The organism is Caldivirga sp. UBA161 (genome assembly GCF_002506515.1).
Lineage (GTDB): Archaea > Thermoproteota > Thermoprotei > Thermoproteales > Thermocladiaceae > Caldivirga.
On sequence record NZ_DAXS01000052.1, the window covers coordinates 39,998 to 59,401 of the forward strand.

General features: G+C 42.8%; 19 protein-coding genes. 14 read left to right on the forward strand and 5 right to left on the reverse strand.

The features are described 5' to 3' along the window. Positions 1–133 precede the first annotated feature (133 nt). The gene (locus BP896_RS05915; RefSeq protein WP_291766685.1) at positions 134–1,309 is read left to right on the forward strand and encodes an MFS transporter; all 1,176 of its coding nucleotides are present in this window, start codon (positions 134–136) and stop codon (positions 1,307–1,309) included. Here the strand turns inward: BP896_RS05915 and BP896_RS05920 are convergent. Continuing rightward, the gene (locus BP896_RS05920) at positions 1,306–1,824 is read right to left on the reverse strand and encodes a nucleoside-triphosphatase (RefSeq protein WP_291766716.1); all 519 of its coding nucleotides are present in this window, start codon (positions 1,822–1,824) and stop codon (positions 1,306–1,308) included. The two genes, BP896_RS05915 and BP896_RS05920, sit on opposite strands and share 4 nt — an antisense overlap. A 243-nt stretch (positions 1,825–2,067) precedes the next feature. On the opposite strand from BP896_RS05920, the gene BP896_RS05925 reads away from it, so the two are divergent. The 6 genes from BP896_RS05925 to BP896_RS05950 all read left to right on the forward strand — a co-directional run bounded on the left by BP896_RS05925 (position 2,068) and on the right by BP896_RS05950 (position 7,310). Next, positions 2,068–2,280 carry a 50S ribosomal protein L24e gene (locus tag BP896_RS05925; RefSeq protein ID WP_291766687.1) on the forward strand — a complete coding sequence of 71 codons (213 nt, stop codon included), beginning with the start codon at positions 2,068–2,070 and terminating at the stop codon, positions 2,278–2,280. Positions 2,281–2,421: 141 nt separating this feature from the next. Beyond that, positions 2,422–4,233: a hypothetical protein gene (locus BP896_RS05930; protein ID WP_291766689.1), complete on the forward strand. Its 1,812-nt coding sequence runs from the start codon at positions 2,422–2,424 to the stop codon at positions 4,231–4,233. Between the two features lie 118 nt (positions 4,234–4,351). After that, positions 4,352–4,804 (forward strand): adenosylmethionine decarboxylase, encoded by a 453-nt coding sequence (speD, locus tag BP896_RS05935; RefSeq protein WP_291766691.1) that lies wholly within the window; start codon positions 4,352–4,354, stop codon positions 4,802–4,804. A gap of 66 nt (positions 4,805–4,870) precedes the next feature. Next, positions 4,871–5,491 (forward strand): 6-phospho-3-hexuloisomerase, encoded by a 621-nt coding sequence (hxlB, locus tag BP896_RS05940; RefSeq protein ID WP_291766693.1) that lies wholly within the window; start codon positions 4,871–4,873, stop codon positions 5,489–5,491. Positions 5,492–5,524: 33 nt separating this feature from the next. Further along, complete coding sequence (locus BP896_RS05945; RefSeq protein ID WP_291766695.1) at positions 5,525–6,076, forward strand: hypothetical protein; 552 nt, start codon at positions 5,525–5,527, stop codon at positions 6,074–6,076. 40 nt (positions 6,077–6,116) lie between these two features. Continuing rightward, a complete protein-coding gene (locus BP896_RS05950) occupies positions 6,117–7,310 on the forward strand; it encodes a citrate synthase/methylcitrate synthase (RefSeq protein WP_291766697.1) in 1,194 nt (397 codons plus the stop codon). Positions 7,311–7,327: 17 nt separating this feature from the next. Here the strand turns inward: BP896_RS05950 and BP896_RS05955 are convergent, their stop codons facing one another. The 3 genes from BP896_RS05955 to nuoH are packed head-to-tail and all read right to left on the reverse strand — an operon-like array spanning position 7,328 to position 9,127. Beyond that, positions 7,328–7,537 carry a hypothetical protein gene (locus BP896_RS05955; protein WP_291766699.1) on the reverse strand — a complete coding sequence of 70 codons (210 nt, stop codon included), beginning with the start codon at positions 7,535–7,537 and terminating at the stop codon, positions 7,328–7,330. Positions 7,538–7,539: 2 nt separating this feature from the next. After that, positions 7,540–8,040, reverse strand: a complete 501-nt coding sequence (locus tag BP896_RS05960) for an NADH-quinone oxidoreductase subunit I (RefSeq protein ID WP_291766701.1) — start codon at positions 8,038–8,040, stop codon at positions 7,540–7,542. Between the two features lies 1 nt (position 8,041). Next, positions 8,042–9,127 carry an NADH-quinone oxidoreductase subunit NuoH gene (gene nuoH / locus BP896_RS05965; protein WP_291766702.1) on the reverse strand — a complete coding sequence of 362 codons (1,086 nt, stop codon included), beginning with the start codon at positions 9,125–9,127 and terminating at the stop codon, positions 8,042–8,044. Positions 9,128–9,242: 115 nt separating this feature from the next. On the opposite strand from nuoH, the gene BP896_RS05970 reads away from it, so the two are divergent. Further along, positions 9,243–10,112, forward strand: a complete 870-nt coding sequence (locus tag BP896_RS05970) for an ABC transporter ATP-binding protein (RefSeq protein ID WP_291766703.1) — start codon at positions 9,243–9,245, stop codon at positions 10,110–10,112. Then, a complete protein-coding gene (locus BP896_RS05975; RefSeq protein ID WP_291766705.1) occupies positions 10,045–12,231 on the forward strand; it encodes a hypothetical protein in 2,187 nt (728 codons plus the stop codon). Before BP896_RS05970 ends, BP896_RS05975 begins: the two co-directional genes overlap by 68 nt. Here the strand turns inward: BP896_RS05975 and tmk are convergent. Continuing rightward, positions 12,154–12,768, reverse strand: a complete 615-nt coding sequence (gene tmk / locus BP896_RS05980) for a dTMP kinase (protein ID WP_291766706.1) — start codon at positions 12,766–12,768, stop codon at positions 12,154–12,156. The two genes, BP896_RS05975 and tmk, sit on opposite strands and share 78 nt — an antisense overlap. A 327-nt stretch (positions 12,769–13,095) precedes the next feature. Between tmk and BP896_RS05985 the strand changes: the two genes are divergently transcribed. The 5 genes from BP896_RS05985 (at position 13,096) to rtcA (ending at position 19,341) form a co-directional block, all read left to right on the forward strand. Next, positions 13,096–13,845, forward strand: a complete 750-nt coding sequence (locus BP896_RS05985) for a DUF364 domain-containing protein (protein ID WP_291766707.1) — start codon at positions 13,096–13,098, stop codon at positions 13,843–13,845. 107 nt (positions 13,846–13,952) lie between these two features. Continuing rightward, positions 13,953–15,518, forward strand: coding sequence for a PINc/VapC family ATPase (locus BP896_RS05990; RefSeq protein ID WP_291766708.1), 1,566 nt, complete (start codon positions 13,953–13,955; stop codon positions 15,516–15,518). Positions 15,519–15,600: 82 nt separating this feature from the next. After that, positions 15,601–16,563, forward strand: coding sequence for an ATPase domain-containing protein (locus BP896_RS05995; RefSeq protein WP_291766709.1), 963 nt, complete (start codon positions 15,601–15,603; stop codon positions 16,561–16,563). 7 nt (positions 16,564–16,570) lie between these two features. Beyond that, positions 16,571–17,920, forward strand: coding sequence for a signal recognition particle protein Srp54 (locus BP896_RS06000; RefSeq protein ID WP_291766711.1), 1,350 nt, complete (start codon positions 16,571–16,573; stop codon positions 17,918–17,920). A 356-nt stretch (positions 17,921–18,276) separates the two neighbouring features. After that, positions 18,277–19,341 (forward strand): RNA 3'-terminal phosphate cyclase, encoded by a 1,065-nt coding sequence (gene rtcA, locus BP896_RS06005; RefSeq protein WP_291766713.1) that lies wholly within the window; start codon positions 18,277–18,279, stop codon positions 19,339–19,341. The last annotated feature ends 63 nt before the right edge of the window (positions 19,342–19,404 follow it).

Here is a 19,404-nt window from a genome sequence, read left to right on the forward strand (position 1 = left end):
TCCCACCATATGGCAAAGCTTCTTAACTGGGTGGTTGGAGTTGGTAAGAGGTTAAATACTATAAGTGTAAAGCTTGGCCTTTAACTTATTGGGGAGATAGATTTAAATACTCAATAGCTAATGCGGTTTAATTGTGGATAAGGATAAGTTGAGGTTATATGTTTTAATTCAGAATTTAGCTAATGGTTTAACGCAACCGTTCATGAGTTTTCTAGCGGTAGCCAGCGGTGTGCCTAATATTGGCTTAGGCTTAATTTCATCCGCAAATGGCTTCTTTGCAGGAGTGACGCAGCTACCATTAAGGAAACTCAGTGAGCCTGTTAAGTTGCTTAAGGTATCGACAGCAACATTAAGTGCCTTATGGTTAATAATGGCATTCATCTCCTACACTAACCCTATACTCTACGTGGTTACTTACCTATCCATTGCAGCCATTAGTGGTATTTCTGCATATGCGTGGGCACTATTATTGGAAAGAGCCAGTAGGGGTTCTAGGGGTAGGGTTCTTGCTGAATATGGTTTCTTTGGGTCAATAGGTGGTTTACTGGCTACTTTAACAACTGGACTAGTGGTTAGGGGTAATTATGCCCTAGCTAAGTACGTGTTCTTAACGGCGGCATTACTAATTATCAGTAACTTCACTGTATTAATGAGGCTGGATAACGTTAAGTATGATGAAGTGAATTCAAGTAACATTAAGCAGAGTGTTAAGGGTATTGAGAGATTCCTAGGTGCAACATTCCTATTCGCTGTGGTCTGGTCCTTTGCCTGGCCAATATTCCCAGTAGCCCAATACTACGTATTCAGTATGACTACTGAGCAGGTTGCCATACTAAGCATAGTGGGTGGTGCATCAACATTAATACTACAGAGGCCTGTGGGTTCGCTTGTGGATAAGCATAGGAGGCTAATGATGTTCCTAGGTAGGTTCCTCCTAATAACGTTCCCATTAATGTACGTTTTCAGCACTAGTGTCTATCAATTGTTCGTAATAAACGTGGTATCCGGCTTCACTAACTCAGTGTCTAATACAGCCTACATGGCTTACCTCTTTGATAATTCAAGGGATAAGAAGAGCGCAATAACAATATATAGTGCAGTCTACGGCACTGGGACACTGGTTGGTTCACTTATAGGTAGTGTATCATTAACTGCAGCTGAATTAGTGGTTGGAGTTAAGGAGGCTGTTAAGTACCTTTTATTGATTGATGCTGCGGCTAGAGCCGGGGCAGCGGTGGCTTACTTAAAGCTGCCTGAGTTTAAGCCAGCCAGTAAGGGTACTTTAACAGTCTCAGCTAGAACTAATTAAGCCTTATTAAGCAGTGCCCCCAAGTAATTAAGTACCTCATCCACTGCGGTATCCCTATTAACGTAACTTAACCTAAGGATCTTGCCTTGGGTTGAGTGTGAATCAGCCCAGCCTCTCATTTTAACGTGAATAGTTATGAGGAAGCGCTTAGAATTAACAATATCCTCCACTCTCCTTAAGAATAATGGATACTTCATCTCCATTGGACCAACCTCATCAATAACGTATAAGTCACCCACCTCGTTAAGTAGTGTTAAGCCCCATTCAATTGAATTAACATCAACATGATACTTACCCACCATTGGTCCCTGCACCTTATTAACATGAGCCAGCCACCTCCATTCACCATTACTAACATTAACCAGCTTAAAACCAACCCTAACACCCTCCTCCTTCTCCTCAAGCGTATAGAAGCCTATAACCTTAACGCCGCGCTCCTTAAGTCTACTGGTCACCTTAACAATAAGCGTGGTTTTACCAATCCCAGGTGGCCCTGTGATGAAGATGCCCTGCATAACCACTTAAACACGCCTAGAGGCTATGCCTCGCCTATAAATATTTGTGAATCTTCGGAGCCAGTGTTTCAACTACATGATGATAAGCGCATTTCATGATACTGCGGTGAAGGGGTCATCCGCCAAATGAACCGTAGGTGGTGAAAGCTTTTAAGTTAACTTACTGTAATGGCTAATTACGTTAATGCAATGGCTACGTAGCCAATGCGTCAAATTTAAAAGAATAGGGGAATTAAGGGGGTTGTGAGGATTTACAATTGCTCATACTGCGGGAGGCCAATACCACCTGGCTATGGGTTAATGTATGTTAGGGTTGATGGAGTCGTCCTACGGTTCTGCAGTAGGAGGTGTTTTATAAGCATGGTTAAAATGGGTAAGAACCCAAAGAAGCAGGCTTGGGTTAGGAAAATAAAGCGTAGTAAACCCACTGCCCAGCTAAAACCAGCTAGTAAATAGGGGAAAATACTCACGTATTGTGGGGTTATTAAGTTCATTAATTTCAAGCTAATGAAGCGTAGTTTCATTAAGGCTTTAATTAATTGGCCTCGCATTTAGTAAACAATAGGTTAAATAGCTTCAGGATAATAAGGCGTCCTTGTGATGAGGAGGCTTATCGCATTCTTAGCGGCATTAATGGCCATGGCACCTGTATTAGCGGCAGTACCCAACTATATTGTTAATTATGGTTTAATGTACATTAATGGTTCCCCAATACCGATAACGCTACCTACCAATGGTTCATCAATAATACCGTTAAACTGCAATCATGGTGTAGTTAATTTAACACTCGTAATTGACCCAAGGTCACAATTAGGCTTATCCTCAGTCTCACTGGTTCTGAGTAATGGGTCAATAACCCCATTAATGGGTCTAATTACCCCTAAGTACATGAACGCTTGGGTTAACTGCATGAACACCTACGGGTTAATAGTGGCTGTTTCCAATTACATGAAAATACCCCCAGTGCTTTACCTCTATAATGGGCCTGTAATCACCGGTAGCTATAGTGGTTCCGGGTTCCTCACCATTAATAATACAGTTAGCCTTGGGTTAAACCCCCTATACACTATTATTGGATTAGTGGTAATTGGGGGGTCAGTGAAGCCTACATCTCCCTTCACATTCCTAGTAAATAAGAGTAGCTACATCATCAACACTAATGGTATACCCATATTAATGAATAAGTATGTTTACGTGTCCTACACCCTTAATCCAACCTTCAAGGTTAATAATGCCACCGTGTACTACTCAGTTAACACAACATACTCAATACCAGTTGCCTCAAACGTTCCCTGGAGTGGCTTAGCCATATTAAGCAATGACACTGCCTACTACATGGTTAACGTAATGGGCTTCTTCAGTAGGCTTAACGCAACCTTGCCCATATTTATTCCTGGGCAGGAATTAGTTAAGTTAAGTGGGTCAATTAACTGGGTTGAATCAACTGCCTCAGTATCCCTGAACCCATGGTGTAGTAATTTCCTAATACCCACTCAATCTAATGGAGGGAGCATAGTCGTAACAGTTCCATCTAATGAAACCCTGTACATAGGTGATCAACCTGTAGCTAACTTAATTGTACTTGGATTAGCTAATGATAAGGCTACGGTTAACTTAAATAATGTTATAACTGGGAATTCAATTAATGTTGAAACCCTTGATGGGTATCCTTTAAACGCAACAATTCTACTTCTAGGCCATGGAGCATACAGTGTCTTAAGGAATACCACTTGCCTTGCTCCAGGGCTTTACTCCATGGTTATTATAAGTGGCTCAGGTTACTATAGGCTTATGGTTAATATAAATCAATCATCAACAGTAGTTAAGGTACCATTATTTCATATAGTTAACTTAACTGCTACATTAACCCAATTACCACCCTCATGCAGCCATGTTATGTTAATGATGAATTCATCCATGCATTTAATCAGTGGTAATAATAATACATTTAAGGTTACTTTAAGTGATGTTAAGTACGGGTCCAGTATACTCATTAATGCAATGATTAATGGTTCAGTAATAGGCTCAACTGTAATCAAGGTTAATTCAAGTAAACTAAACGTTAGTATACCGGTGAGGGTAATTAACGTTAAGGTGGCTGGCCTTTTGGGGTCGCCAATAAGTGCAGTTATTAATGTAGGTGGCTTAAACTTCAACATCAATGGCTCAGCCACCGTATGCGCACCAATAGGCGTTAATTACATTACAGTACATGCAGCAATCGGCTCCTACACTGTGCCAATAGTGGGTAATTCAGCGTCAGTTAACGTACTATACTACATTAGTTGGGATTACTTAGCCGCAATACTGCTTATACTCGTGATCATAATTATTACCGTATTATTAGTGAAATGGGTTAGCGGCAATAAAGGGAATGATAAAGGCATCATAATAACCACTGGTGATTAATCATGGTAAACTATTGTTAACCATGTGGCCGTAATATAGGGTATATGGGCTCAAACTGGGGGTAAAGTTTTTAAGCAAGGGAATATTATGGGTTTAAAAACCCACTAAAAATGCAGCAATGAAGACCCAAATCAATCCCCTCACATTGGGAGAAGAAGTTCCCAAGCACGTGAGGGGGATTGGGGCAGTTGTATATGGTACTCATGTGTACGGTAATTTATATGACTGTAACGAGGAAGTGCTTCGAGATGAAGTGAAGTTAACAAATATAGTTAAGGAGGCTGCTGAAAAGGCTAATGCCACCGTGGTCTCATTATTCTACTACAAGTTCACGCCAAGCGGTGGGTTATCAGTAGTGGCTATTGTGTCTGAATCCCACATATCAGTTCACACTTGGCCTGAGCATAAGTATGCGACTGTTGATGTTTATACCTGTGGGCCCCATACAGATCCCATGGTGGCTTTTGAATACATTGCGCAGAGACTTGAAGCTAAGAAGTATAGTGTCAACATAAGTGATAGGTCACTTTATGATGGTGAAGAACCTGGCGATGGCTTAAAGCAAGTTTAAAGCCGCCCCACCCCCTTGTTTAAAAAAGGGTAAATGTTTAAATTTTTTAAAAATAACCCTTAAGTAATGAATCTAGATTTCCCCCCATACTTCATGATGGCGTATAATGAGGTAAGTAGATTTATAGAGGAGGCCATAAAGGTTATGCGTCCGGATCAGGTTAATGAATTCATTGACGAGCTTGAGAAGCTTTACCACAGGGGTAATAAGGTACTGGTTGTTGGGGCTGGTAGGTCAGGCTTAGTTGCGAGGGGGTTCGCCATGAGGTTAATGCACCTTGGATACAAGTCATATGTGCTGGGTGAAACAATAACTCCAAGTGTTGGTTCAGGGGACTTAGTTGTGGCCATAAGTGGAAGTGGGACAACCAGTATTGTTGTTGCTGCCGCTGATGCTGCTAAACGCATGATGGCTAAGGTAGTTGCAGTAACCAGTTACCCAGATTCCCCCCTAGCCAAGATAGCTGACATGGTCCTCGTCATACCGGGTAGGACTAAGGTTTCTAGGATTGATGATTACTTCGCTAGGCAAATCCTTGGGCTTCATGAACCACTAGCCCCCTTAGGTACATTATTTGAAGATACCACGACTGTTTTCCTTGATGCTGTAATAGCGGAGTTAATGCATAGGTTAAATAAGACTGAGGAGGATTTAAGAAACATGCACGCTAACATAGAGGTTCCATAGTAATACTAATAAATTTAAAATACCTAAAGCCACGTGAGTGTTAGAGCCATTACCCTAGGTGACTTTGAGCAACTGCGGAAACTAATTAACTCAAATCCAAGTGATTTAATTAAGCTATTTAAGGCGAAGAAGAAGGATAATACATACATTATACCCCTCCTTAAGGCGCCTTGGATTATTGCAATTGAACTAGGATACCAATACAGCCTTGAATCAAGTGAGGGAAGATTAAGCGTAGAGGGGATTAACTTCAGGATTTTAAATAAACAAGCCAGGGCTGTTGCTGGCTTCCTAGCCTCTAACGGCTTTATATATGGAACATACCTCGGCGGTAAGGGTAGGTTCAAGTGCATTAGGGTTAACGTTACTGTACCAATTGGTTTAACAATACCCTTGAATAATATTGAATTTGAGTCAACTCAGGCATATGTAAGTGTCTATGGAGGTAAAGTAATAGTTCCTAAGTGTTCATTAATTAATAGTTCTAGTTTAACTTCAAATAGGCTTATAGTGGCTGCGCTGAATTCGCAAGCCATGGGTAATGTGGTTGTCGAATTCTCTACACTTAAGGTGTTATATTTATAGGTAAATTAGCTTTTTAAGCATAAATTCAGCTAGGTGAACTATGGAGTCTGTTAAGAAGGTTGAAATAAGTACAAGCGGAAAGGTGATAGAGTCTCCATGTGGGCCAATAATACATGGCCTTGAGGATGTTCTAATAAAGGTAACATCAATAAGCGACATAGATGGTAGGAAGGGGATACTATGGTATAGGGGGTATAGGATTGATGATTTAGCCAAGTACTCCAACTTTGAGGAGGCGGCATACCTAATTCTCTACGGTAAACTACCCACTAGGAGTGAGCTCTCAGAATTCAGCGAGAAGCTTGCCGCCAATAGGGATTTACCTGAGGAAGTTTACTCAATAATAAGGGTCCTTGCTGAGAATAAGGTTCACCCAATGCTAGTACTGGAGTCAGCTGTATCAGCCTTAGCAGGCTTCGACCCTAAGGCTGGGGATTTAAGTAAGGAGGCTCTCTATGATCAAGCAATAAGATTAGCCGCAGTATTTCCAACTGTAATAGCCGCCCACTATAGGTTCAGTAGAGGCTTGGGTGTTATTAAGCCTAGGAAGGATCTCAGCCATGCCGCCAACTTCCTCTACATGATGTTTGGTTCAACACCTGATGAAATATCCACTAAGGCAATAGACCTATACCTAGTGCTTCACATTGATCACGAGGTTCCTGCATCAACATTTGCAACGCATGTAGCCATATCCACTTGGACAGACTTATACTCAGCTATTGTGGCTGGAATAGCCGCATTGAAGGGGCCACTTCATGGTGGCGCCAATGAGGCGGCAATGAAGCAGTACCTTGAGATTGGGAATCCAAGTAATGCTAGGCCTTATGTTGAGAAGCTGCTTGCTGAGGGTAAGAGGTTAATGGGTGTTGGTCATAGGGTTTACAAGACCTATGACCCAAGGGCCAGGATTTATAAGGATCTTGTCAGGGAGTTGAGTGAGAAGAAGGGTAACATGACTTACTACCAGATAGCTGAGGAAGTTGAGAAGGTTGTTTTAGAGAAGCTTGCACCGAAGGGCCTCTACCCCAATATTGACTTCTGGAGTGGTATAGCAATGTACCTGCTTGGTATACCCTACGAGTACTATACGCCTATATTTGCCATGTCCAGGGTTGTGGGTTGGTCAGCCCATGCGATTGAGTACTTGAATGAGCATAGGTTATTTAGGCCAAGAGCATGTTACGTTGGGCCACATGATGTTCAATACGTTCCAATTGACCAAAGAAAGTGATCTACAATATTGTTACTTTAAAAGAAAACTTTCCTCTGCTTTAAGAATTCCCTAAACATATCTGTTTCAGTGAACATGTCCTCATACCCATCATTAACGCTCTTAAACTTAACGTACTCTGACCAGAGCGCCCTATGGTTTTCATCATACCTGCTCTTTAATCTAACATGCTTAAGCAATGAAAGAGTGTTCTGGTAATCCCTCCCGCAAACTGGGCACTTAACCACTTCTACTTCACCTCATCCTTCCTCATTTTAATTATCTTAAGGTTACCGTTCTCATCGAAGTCATATTTAACCACGTACTCAGCCTCATCATCCCACTGAGGCAAGTTGTGCATATCCTCCGGCTTAAAGACTGTTGACTCTAAATCTGGGAATACCCCATCACTTATTGTCGTACCCTGCAGTGAACCAACTGGGCAAGCATCAACACAGAAGTGGCAGAGTATGCACTGCTCGTACCTTATCCCAGGATAGAATTTGCCATTGGGTGCCCTATACATGAATATTGCATTAACTGGGCACGCCCACGCGCATTGGAAGCATGAGATGCATTTCTCAACGTCATTAATTATGAAGCCCCTGAACCTATCAATAACCCACCTCCTCTCCCTGGGGTACTGTATGGTGAACCTAGTGGGCTTAACAAACTCCTTCACTCCAACAGCTAGCGCATTTAAGTGCCCAGCCACTGGATTAACCTTAGGTTGAGTAACCTTCTTAGCCATGTTAAATCACCGGGAACACTAGCCTAATAACTATACTCCATATAACACTTACTATTGACAGAATAAGTAGCGTGCGCCATCCCATTCTTAAGGCGTGGTCAAGCCTGTAATTAGGGTACACTGCCCTTAAGAATGAGAAGAACATCATCACTAAGAAAACCCTAATACCAAGCCACAGGGGTGCAGATAAATCACCTAATGGTCCAATATATGGCCCACTCCAACCACCTAGGAAGACTATGGAGAGTAGTAGAGTCATTACGTAGGTCTTCTCATAACTCATGGTCATGGTTAAGCCGAAGACTAAGCCACCATACTCTGTGAAGGGCCCAACAACAATATCAGTATCATTCTCCACAATATCGAATGGGAACCTTGATGAAGCCATTGCAGTGGTTATGAAGGCTACAATGAAGGCTATTGGGTTAAGTATGGCCCCAGGTATGTAGTGAGCTACCTGGGCATTAACCATTGTGAATGGGTCAGCTGTACCAAATAGTATTATCATGGCTATTATAGATAACATGAATGGTATCTCGTAGGCTGCATACATGAAGGCTTCCCTAACAGTACCTATGTAGGCCCACTTATCCGTTGAAGCCCAGCCGCTCACTATTATAACAATGTTGAATATTGATATGAGTACCGCGGCAATCAATATATTGTAGCCAGTGTTTATTGCGTATACATGAGGCCCAGCGGGTAAGAATAGGACTGGTAGTAATGCGAATATGAAGCCGAAGACCGGCATGTGTAGGAAGTAGGCTTCATCAGCCTCCTGGTGAATTATGATTTCCTGAAGCATGTACCTTATTAAGTCACTTACCGGTTGTATAACACCACCAATCCTCTTAGATATTTCAAGTGGCCCATACCTCCATTGAACCCTTGCCGCAGCTTTCCTCTCCCACCATATGACGAATATTAGTGGTATGAATAAGCCAATAAGGCCGGGAACGAACCAGACGGCAAATATAGGCGTCCATAGTAGGAAGTTTACTATTGGCCCAATCACAGGTACCTTAAGTAGGAAGTTAATTAACGGCTGTAGGAACGGTATCTGCACCATGGGCTCTAGGTAACTCATGAAAGGTCTTTTCCTCTTCTATATTTAAGGATTAACCCTTTACCTAAAGCAAAAATCATGAAGCAGCCTAGTGGGACGAAAAGGTTAATAATATCGGAAACGTTGATGCATTATAATGAGTAATAGCAATGCTGTGGTTAAGTTAATTAACGTTAGCAAGAGGTACTACATATCTGAGTCCATATACGTTGACGCATTGATTAACGTTAATTTAAATGTGCACAGAGGTGAGGTTGTCATTATAATGGGTCCCAGCGGCTCAGGTAAATCAACGTTACTCAACATAATGGGTATGCTTGATAAGCCCACTAGTGGTAGGGTTTACTTGGATGATGTTGATGTCACTGATATGAGTGAGAATGAGTTAGCTAAATTAAGGTTACTGAAGGTTGGCTTCCTATTTCAGCAGTATAACCTTATTCAAAACCTGACGGCGCTTGAGAATGTCATGATGCCGATGCTGATGAGCGGCATGTATGATGAAGCCATGGCTGAGGCTAAGGCTAGGTATTTACTTGAGTTAGTTGAGTTAACGCCATATGTTAATCATTATCCAAATCAACTATCAGGCGGCCAACAGCAGAGGGTTGCATTAGCTAGGGCTCTTGCCCTTAACCCAAGCCTAGTAATAATGGATGAGCCCACTGGTGCCCTTGACCCGGTTAGTGCATCAAAGCTTCTTGCGCTTATTAATGTGTTAAATAAGGCTATTGGAGTAACCATGGTTATCGCCACCCATAACCCTGACGTGGCTCAGATAGGCAGTAGGATAATTAACATTAGGGGTGGTAGGGTTTATGAGACTGGTGTGGTGGAGAGGATTAACATAAGTGGCATTAACGTGAAGGATATGGTTAGGAATTATGTTGAGGGTCTTAAAATAGATTTATTAGCCAGGAGGCGCAGTAGATTAGCTGATGATGTTGGTAGGATTGAGGAGGAGATTTCACGACTTGAGGAGGTTATTGAGGATCAGAGGCATTAATGCCCCCTTAATTAACCTACCCCTACTTAAGAGGAAGCCGTGGTTAATCATAATTGCCTTACTCACCATTGTATTCATTCAGGTTACCCACGTTGCTGAGGCCACTGCATCATTATCGATAACATACACCATTAACTACATTAACTACTACACGAGTAACGGCGTTAAAACATACATTAACTATGGCATTAGCCTAATTAATGAAAACTCCTCAGTAATCAATGCTGTGGTGGGCTTCAGGCTGCCACCGTACTCATCAATACTATACGCTTCAAGCGGATACATGGTGAATGGTAATGAGGTTTACTGGGACGTTACAATTAACCCATTTGAGACCATGTCGCTTAACGTTGAGTTCCAGAACCCATTAGTGAATAATTATGTGGTGGGCTTCAGGTACCTAATCAATGGTTCAACAACCCCCGGTCAAGTAATAAACGGTAGTTCAGGCATTAAATTAATAATGCTGGTTAATGCATCAAACATACTGGGCTTACCGCTCACCTATAATGCATACATACCGCTTCAGAACGGTATTAATTACTACTACTCAACACCACCCACTGGTATTGTGAGCATTGGTACTGGGGATTACACGTACTGGTCCGGTGAATTACCTATTAACGGTTCCGTTGGGTTGAATGTAACATTCATTATAGCTAATTCAGGTAATTGGAGCGCATTAAACTTAGGTTCATTAACATTCACCTCATCAATAGACTTATCCTACTACCTGAATTACCTTAAGTTAACTATAGGCCAATTAAACAACACGCTCATGGAATTTAGTAATATATCTTATATAAAGCCTATAAGCGGCAATGCCACAATTCTCCTAAATGACCTATACCAATTATCCTACCTACTGAATACTACAGCTGCCTTATATAGGCAATCAGCCTACTACATGAATACCACCAGGGTTATTGAGAGCTTATTATTGCTTCAAGTAAATGAGGTTGATTACGCCCTGAGGGCTGAGTATGGTGTTTTAAGTAGGCTTAACTACACTATCCCAATGGTCTCCTACTCCCTTAAGCAGATAATGAGTAATTTAACGCAGTTGAATAATGAGATAATTAACCTTCAATACCAGGTAATTTCAGATGTAGTTTACGCTTATGGGGAGATTGAGCAATATAACGTTACGTTAATGGAGATAATACCAATACTTAACGCCACTAACACTACACTAGCTGGGTACTATCAATACTTAGGTTATGTTCAGGATAACTTAACTAAACTGTATAGTGAGGTTAATTCACTTAATATTAATGGGGAAGTTAAGTCCAGTATACTTAATTCATTAAGTAGGTTAATTAAGGATGTGGAAGTAATGAGGGCTACGGTGCTTAGGCTTGAGGGTTACGTTAATGGTGCTGAGATGGGTGTTTTAATGGCTAGTAGGCAATTAAGCGAGTTGGCTTATCAGTTAAACACTAGGGGTACTGCCTTAGTCATTGCATTAACTAATATAAGCAATACCCTCGTTAAGACTAATCAAAGCGTATACTCACTTTACATAGCCCTCAATTACCTGGGTAATGTGCTTAACTCAACAACAAGCACACTCAATACAACATTAGGTAGGCTTAATGCGGCGTTAGCAGTACCGGCTTCACTATACGGTAACTTAACCAATATTACCAGTGGCCTCATCCAAACTAGCTCACAGCTTCAGAATGCATCAGCTAGGTTAATGAGAATGTACTTCAACTTAACGGGCCAATACCTACTCTTCAGCCTAGCCATTAACCAAAGTATTGCATACCAGAGGGCTAACATAGTCAATGAATTAAACACGTATGAAGCCTACTACGGGGTTGCCAAGGGCATTTATAACCAATATTTAAGTAACCTAATCATCAACTCCTCATCATATACGGTTGATGTAGTTGTTGAGCAAACCAATGAGGTGAACTTACCCATAGTGTTAAATACAAGGTACATCTCCTCAGTACTATCTAACATCACCATAATCAAAGCAAAGCCTGATGCAGGTGGTTCAGTGAATGGAATTAGTAAGGGTGCCTACGGATTATTAATTATTGCCCTTGCACTTACCCTTGGCCTTATCCTCAATAAGCGTAAGTACATCGCCAACAACATTATTAATTAACCTTGATGCATCAATAACAGGGTAATTACGCTCCCTAGCCCTCCTAAGGTAAGCCTCCTGAACACTCCTAAGGAAACCAGTGTTCTTCTCAAAGTACTCAAGAGCCCCCCTACTGGTTAACCTACTCACCACTGTGCTTAATGGTGCATTAAGCACTATTACTAAGTCTGGCTCAGCTACCATTGAGTTAACCTCAATAATCCACTCAATGGGTACACCTTGGGAACCCTGATAAGCCACTGAGGATTCAATATACCTCTCAGTAATCACTATGTAACCCTCCTGAACCTTAGGCCTAATAACCCTATTATAGTGGATCACCCTATCTGCAGCAAATAGGAGCGCCAGGGCCATTGGCTCAACCTCAAGGTTTCTTTCAAGTACATTCCTCCTTATGAATAAGCCAATAGGTGAGTCACTTGGCTCACTTGTAACATAAACCAAGTAACCCCTCCTTCTTAATTCATCAGCAGTAAGCCTAATCACCGTGGATTTACCAACTCCATCAATACCCTCAACATCAACGAAAATGCACATACACAACTCCTTAAGAGGAACGAGGAAGGCTCAGGTTTTAAATAAAACCGGCCCTAACCTTAAGGCAGTGGATTATACTCTATAGCTTAGCCTCATTATCAATGAAGGGATATATCATAGTACTCATAATCATACTGGTCAGCCTTTAGGTCATTCATCATTAACTCAAGGGCCTGCGTGGCTACATCACTAGGTAAGCAATACTAAATACCTCTTATAGGGTTTTCCTCTACTACTTGTTTAATAATGTTTCCTAGAGGTTATTCATGGGGCTATTGCATTGGTTTTCATGTAAAGTATTAAACTACTAGGCCTTAGGTTAATATTATGGTTAAGAGCAGGGTTATTGATGCCTTAGTGTCCTACGCCAAGGAGAATGATACTGAGGTTAGGAATGCCACTATTGGCGTTTACTGGACTTGTGTATACTCGAAGTACTGCGGCGTCTCAATGACTTACCACACCAGTAACAGTAACATGAGCGTTAGGGGGTTTGGGCATTTAGAGGAGAGGAGTGTAGGTGAATTAGCCGAGTACTTAAGGTCATGGAATCTACTGGAGGCTAGCGTTGGTTTGGCGGCAGTGAATTCGGTGATTGAACCTAAGGGTGATGCTGAGATTAATGGCCTGGACATAGCCTTGAAATACAGTAAAGGTAAGAAGGTGGTAATGGTTGGCAGATTCCCAGGTTTTACGAGGTTTAAGGAAGTTGCTAAAGAGGTTGTGGTCCTGGAGCTTAACCCATTCCTAGTGGATCCCGCTAATGGGATTTTACCCTCCACAGCGGCTGAGAGTATTATTGAGGATAGCCAAGTAGTGGTGATTACTGCTTCAACAATAATCAATAAGTCGATTGATAGGCTACTGGAGTTGGCTAAGAGGGCTAATGCCTACGTTATCCTACTTGGCCCAAGTACCCCAATGCTTGACTTAATGTTTGACTTCGGAGTTAACCTACTGGCTGGTGTAAGGATTAATAACCCACTCTCATTCATGAGGAAGATTAGCCAGGGATGCGGAATGATAAGCCCAGAGAGGATGGAGGGTGACGTGAGTTTCATAGTTAAGGTGCATTAAGCCTTAATACTAATCAATAGATTAATTACCTTACTTAACGAACATTGAAGGTGAGTTAAGGCTCATAAGTTTTTAAGCCTCAGTGCACCCGCATTAACTGGTACTTAATGCTTGCAGCTGGGGAAATCTATATTCCGGATATGTCAGTCTTCCTAGATGGGTCTCTGAAGGAGTACCTTCAGAATAATGGGCTTAAGGGTAGGTTACTGATACATACTGGTGTCGTTAAGTACTTTGAGGATGATGCCAAGGCAGGCTCCTCACTGGGTATACTTGGGCTTGAGGAGGTGGCTACTATTCATGACATGGCCTCAAAGATTGAGGGAGTTACCGTGGAGTACGTTGACATTACCCCGAGGTCAGCTGATTTAAAGGACCCTGAGAGCCTCGTCTTAAGTACCGCTAGGGAATTAGGGGCAGTGTTGATAACCAGCGATGCCATGGTTAAGAAGGTTTGTGAGGCAATGGGCATTAGGTACATTTACATTGGTAAGGGAACTGAGGCCCTTGAGATTGAGAAGTGGTTCCAAAGGTACTCTGACATAATGTCAATACACCTTAAGGAGAATACGCTCCCCATGGCTAAGAGGGGTTCACCAGGTAATTGGGAGTTAGTTTACCTGGATAATAAGGTCCTCTCCAAGGAATACCTGGAGAGGCTAGTGAGGGAGATTATTTCAACAGCATACAGTGGTGGTAATGGCGCCGTCATTGAGGTTAAGAGGAGCCACTCATTGATAGTTCAGTATAGGGATATTAGGATAGTGGCCGTCTTCCCACCCGTCTCAGACGGCATAGAGATAACCGCTGTTAGGCCCTTGGTTAAGAAGCGTGTTGAGGAGTATAACCTACACCCCAAGGTTATTGAGAGGCTTGAGAAGAGGGCTGAGGGAATACTAATCGGTGGTGCTCCAGGTGCTGGTAAAACTACTTTCGCCCAGGCGCTTGCCGAATTCTTCGTATCCAAGAATAAGGTGGTTAAAACCATTGAGTCGCCGAGGGATATGGTTCTACCAGACCAAGTCACTCAACTCTCCAAGAATTTAGCCACATCAGAGGAGCTTCATGATATCCTCCTATTATCAAGGCCGGACTACACTATATTCGATGAGATGAGGGATACAGCTGATATTCAGCTTTACGTTGACCTTAGGTTAGCTGGAATAGGCATGGTTGGCGTCATTCATGCAACATCACCCATAGACTCAATTCAGAGATTCATAGGTAGGGTTGAGTTAGGTATGTTACCCTCAATAGTGGATACAGTAATCTTCATTGATAAGGGGGCTGTTAGTAAGGTTTACTCACTGGAGATGACTGTTAAGATTCCTGCAGGCTTGAAGGAGGAGGATTTAGCGAGGCCAGTGGTGGTTATTAAGGACTTCATAACTGAGGAACCTGAGTACGAGGTCTACGTCTTCGGTGAGGAGACCTTCGTAGTACCCTTAAGGAGGAGGAGCGTGGAGGTTAATAAGAGGGCTATGAACCAGTTACTTAAGGTTGTTGGTAAGTACGTGCCGCTTGATCAAGTTATAGTGGAGCCAAGGGAGGATGCCCTTGTTATTAAGGTTCCACAGGAGTACTATGGATTAGTGCTATCTAAGAGCTTACCCAGGATTGGTAGGATTAAGAGGAGGTTTAGGGTTGATGTTAGGATTGAGCCTAGGCAGTAATTAAGGCTTAATTCATTTAATTGCTTAAACTAATGGTGGATTCAAGGTAAAAGTATAAATATCCACCTAGGGTTTAGGGCATATGGGTTTAAGAAAGGAGAATGATGCTGCTGCAGATTCATCGCAATACGCATACTACACATACGACTATGGAGGCTATAACACGTACAGTGGTAATAATTACAGTAGCCAAACTTACCCATTCGACATAACTCAATACTACACGGCTCAAATGCAGTATAGCATGTATGCTAATAAGGCCCCCACGGGCATAGCCTACTTAGATGCATTACTCTATGGTGGCCTTAAGAGGGGTGAGGTTTACTTAGTTGCTGGTGAGGCGGGTTTAGGTAAGACTATTTTTAGCCTTAAGTTCCTTAAGACTGGGGCAGACATTGGGGAGTCAGGGATATACATTAGTGTTGATGAACCCAGTGAGGATGTTAAGAGGGGTGCCTATGAGGCGTTGGGTTGGGATCTTGATGCCTATGAGAAGCAGAACAGGGTGATAATATACGACTTCAGGACCCACTTTAAGCTCTACTCCAAGGAGGGCACCACCCTTTCACTTGACCCTAAGGATGTGGCTAGGATGATTATTGATGTTATTCAGAAGAATAAGGCTAAGAGGGTTGTGGTTGACCCCATAGCCCCATTAATAATAACAGGGCACCAGGACCTCCTATGGGTTAGGGAGTATTTAAGGGAATTGGTGTTTCAACTTAAGCGTTATAAGGACACCACAACCCTTTTAACATCAGAAATACCCACTGGTGAGGCAACTAAGGTTAGTAGGTTTGGCGTTGAGGAGTACTTGGCTGGTGGCGTGCTTATTCTACAGCTCTTCGAGGAGCCTATTACCCACCAGATACTTAGGGTGATGTATATTAGGAAGATGAGGTGGATGCCAATATCACCAATGAAGCTCGTCTACGAGATTCAAAGGGGTGAGGGAATAATCATAAGGGGTACTTTAACTGACGTGCTTAGGTATGTTCAGCAAAGCATGTACCAGTACAGTTACTACCCATACACAACCCAGTGATTAACTAATGAGGGACTTAATGGAGGCGATAGGCGGCATAATAAGTAGGATTAGGGGCTCAACACTAATTGATGAGGAAACCCTAAGGGGTATACTTAGGGATCTGCAGAGGGCATTGATAAGGGCTGACGTTGACGTTAAGTTAGTTTACGAATTAACAAAGAGTATTGAGGAGGAGTTTAAGGAGGCTAAGGAGCTTCCCCCAGGGTTAACGGCTAAGGACTACTTAATTTACCTACTTTACAGGAAGCTCACCGACCTACTTGGTGGTGATAAGGAGCCTGACGTTGAGATTAAGGTTAAGCCCTACATACTAATGCTAGTGGGTACTGAGGGTAGTGGTAAAACAACCACAGCAGGTAAGTTGGCTAACTTCTATATTAAGAGGGGGCTTAAGGTTGGTTTAATTGAAACCGATACCATTAGGCCTGGGGCCTTTGACCAGTTAAGGCAATTAGCCGAGAGGGTTAAGGCAATGTTCTTCGGTGGCCCAGGCCTAGGTAATGCGGTTAACATTGCTAAAGTTGGCTTAAGCAGGATGATTGCCAGTAAGGCTGAGTTGATAATAATAGATACAGCCGGTAGGCATAGGAATGAGGAGGAGCTCCTCAATGAGGTTAAGGAGATTTACGAGGCTGTGAAGCCCAATGAGGTAATGCTTGTTGTTGATGCAACCAATGGTAAGCAGGTTGGGGCCCAGGCGGAGGCCTTCAGTAAGTATGTTGCAGTAAGCTCAATATTCATAACAAAGCTTGATAGTACAGCTAAGGGTGGTGGCGCCCTCGTATCCGCTGTTAAGACTGGTGCTAGGATTAAGTTCATTGGTAATGGTGAGGATATTGAGGATATTGAGGTCTTTAACCCAAGGAGGTTTGTGGCTAGGTTAATGGGTATGGGTGACGTTGAGTCACTCCTAGAGAGGGTTAAGGCAATGGAGGAGGAGGAAGAGGTCCTTGAGGATATTGAAACCGGTAAATTCACTTTACTAACATTAATGAAGCAGCTTGAGGCAATGAGTAAGCTTGGGCCATTAAGTAGGGTTCTTCAAATGCTCCCCATGGGGTTAATGCCTCAGTTGAAGGAATTGAATGATGACCAATTAATGAACGCCCAAGACAGGATGAGGAGGTGGTTATCAATATTAAGGTCAATGACTAAGGAGGAGCTACTTAACCCAAACATGCTTAATGCCTCAAGAATTAGGAGGATAGCCAAGGGATCAGGGGTAACGCCTAGGGATGTTAGGGAATTACTAAGGTACTATAATGAGATGAGCAAAATGATGAGTAGCCTTAAGAAGAGTCAACGCAGGTTAGGGAGCCTATTCAAGAGGTTTAACATTAATCAAGGCCAGTAAGAGCTGTGGCTCATAACCATAAATAGTGAGGGTCCCAGCCCCTCACAGGCTACCATCACTCCCCTGGAGCCTCCACGGAGCCTGCATCATGATTAGGCCCACCACTAATTGAAGGCAGTGTACAGCAAGAAATGGGCCGCGTATTAACTCTTAGAGGTTAATTTCTCAACGCTGGCTTTAAACTTTAGTTGTCAGTAAGGGGTGAACCAATCACTACTCATTCCGGAAACCTTCTCATCACCACGAGTACTATTGGGGAGCCTTTAAATAAGCTTAGGTTCAATTAAGGTAATGCAGCATTATTAACTGGTGATTCATAGGGTTTATTAACCAAGGCCCAGTGGGTGCTATTAATCATGATAACGATAGATGGTTCAATGGGTGAGGGGGGTGGGCAAATATTGAGGACTGCCTTAGCCTTATCCATAATCACCGGTAAGCCCTTCAGGATAATTAACATTAGGGCTAAGAGGAGTAACCCAGGGCTACAGCCACAGCATTTGGCAAGCGTAGTGGCTGCGGCGAGGATTAGTAATGCTAGGGTTAATGGAGCCTATAAGGGATCCCTAAGCCTCACCTTTGAGCCAAGTAATGTTAAATGCGGTAACTATAGTATTGACATTGGGACAGCCGGCAGTGTAAGCCTAGTGCTTCAAACACTACTACCCGTATTAGCCATAGCCAACTGCAGTGAAGTAATGCTCGACATAACCGGCGGCACAGATGTACCTAAGGCTCCCCCCATAGATTACGTACGCTTCGTACTAGCCCATAACCTATCCCTAATGGGTGTGGGGATTAACCTGGAGTTAATTAGGAGGGGCCATTACCCAAGGGGTGGTGGTAGGGTTAGGGTTACTGTTAAGCCAACCAGTAGGCTTAAGCCAATTAACATAACTGAGCTTGGTGAATTAAGGGGGATTTGGGGATTATCACATGCCGTTAGGTTACCAAGCCACGTGGCAGTTAGGCAGGCTAAGGCAGCCGAGGAGTATTTAAGTAAACTAGGCCTAAAACCCAGTATTAACCTTGAATACTATGAGCAGGGTAAAGACCCCCACCTAGGTCCTGGTTCAGGAATAACACTATGGGCCGAATCCACCAATGGGCAGAGGATTGGGGCTGACTCACTGGGTGAACGCGGTAAACCCGCTGAGGAAGTAGGTAAGGAAGCAGCAGCATCCCTTGCAGCAGTGATTAATGCGGGGGCAGCCTTCGATGACCACATGGGTGATATGCTCATCCCATTCCTAGCCCTAGCGGAAGGTAACTCGGAGTACACTGTAGCCAACTTAACATCACACTTATCAACAAACATAAGCATTGTTAAATTATTCCTAAACACAAAAATAGAAGCCGCAGGCTACAATAAGAAGGTTAAAATAACCATTAACCCCACCACCACATTAAGGAACCACTAGATACATAAATCCAATCATACTACAAACCTTACTTTAATTCTACTGAAAGCCTCGCCCCTTTAG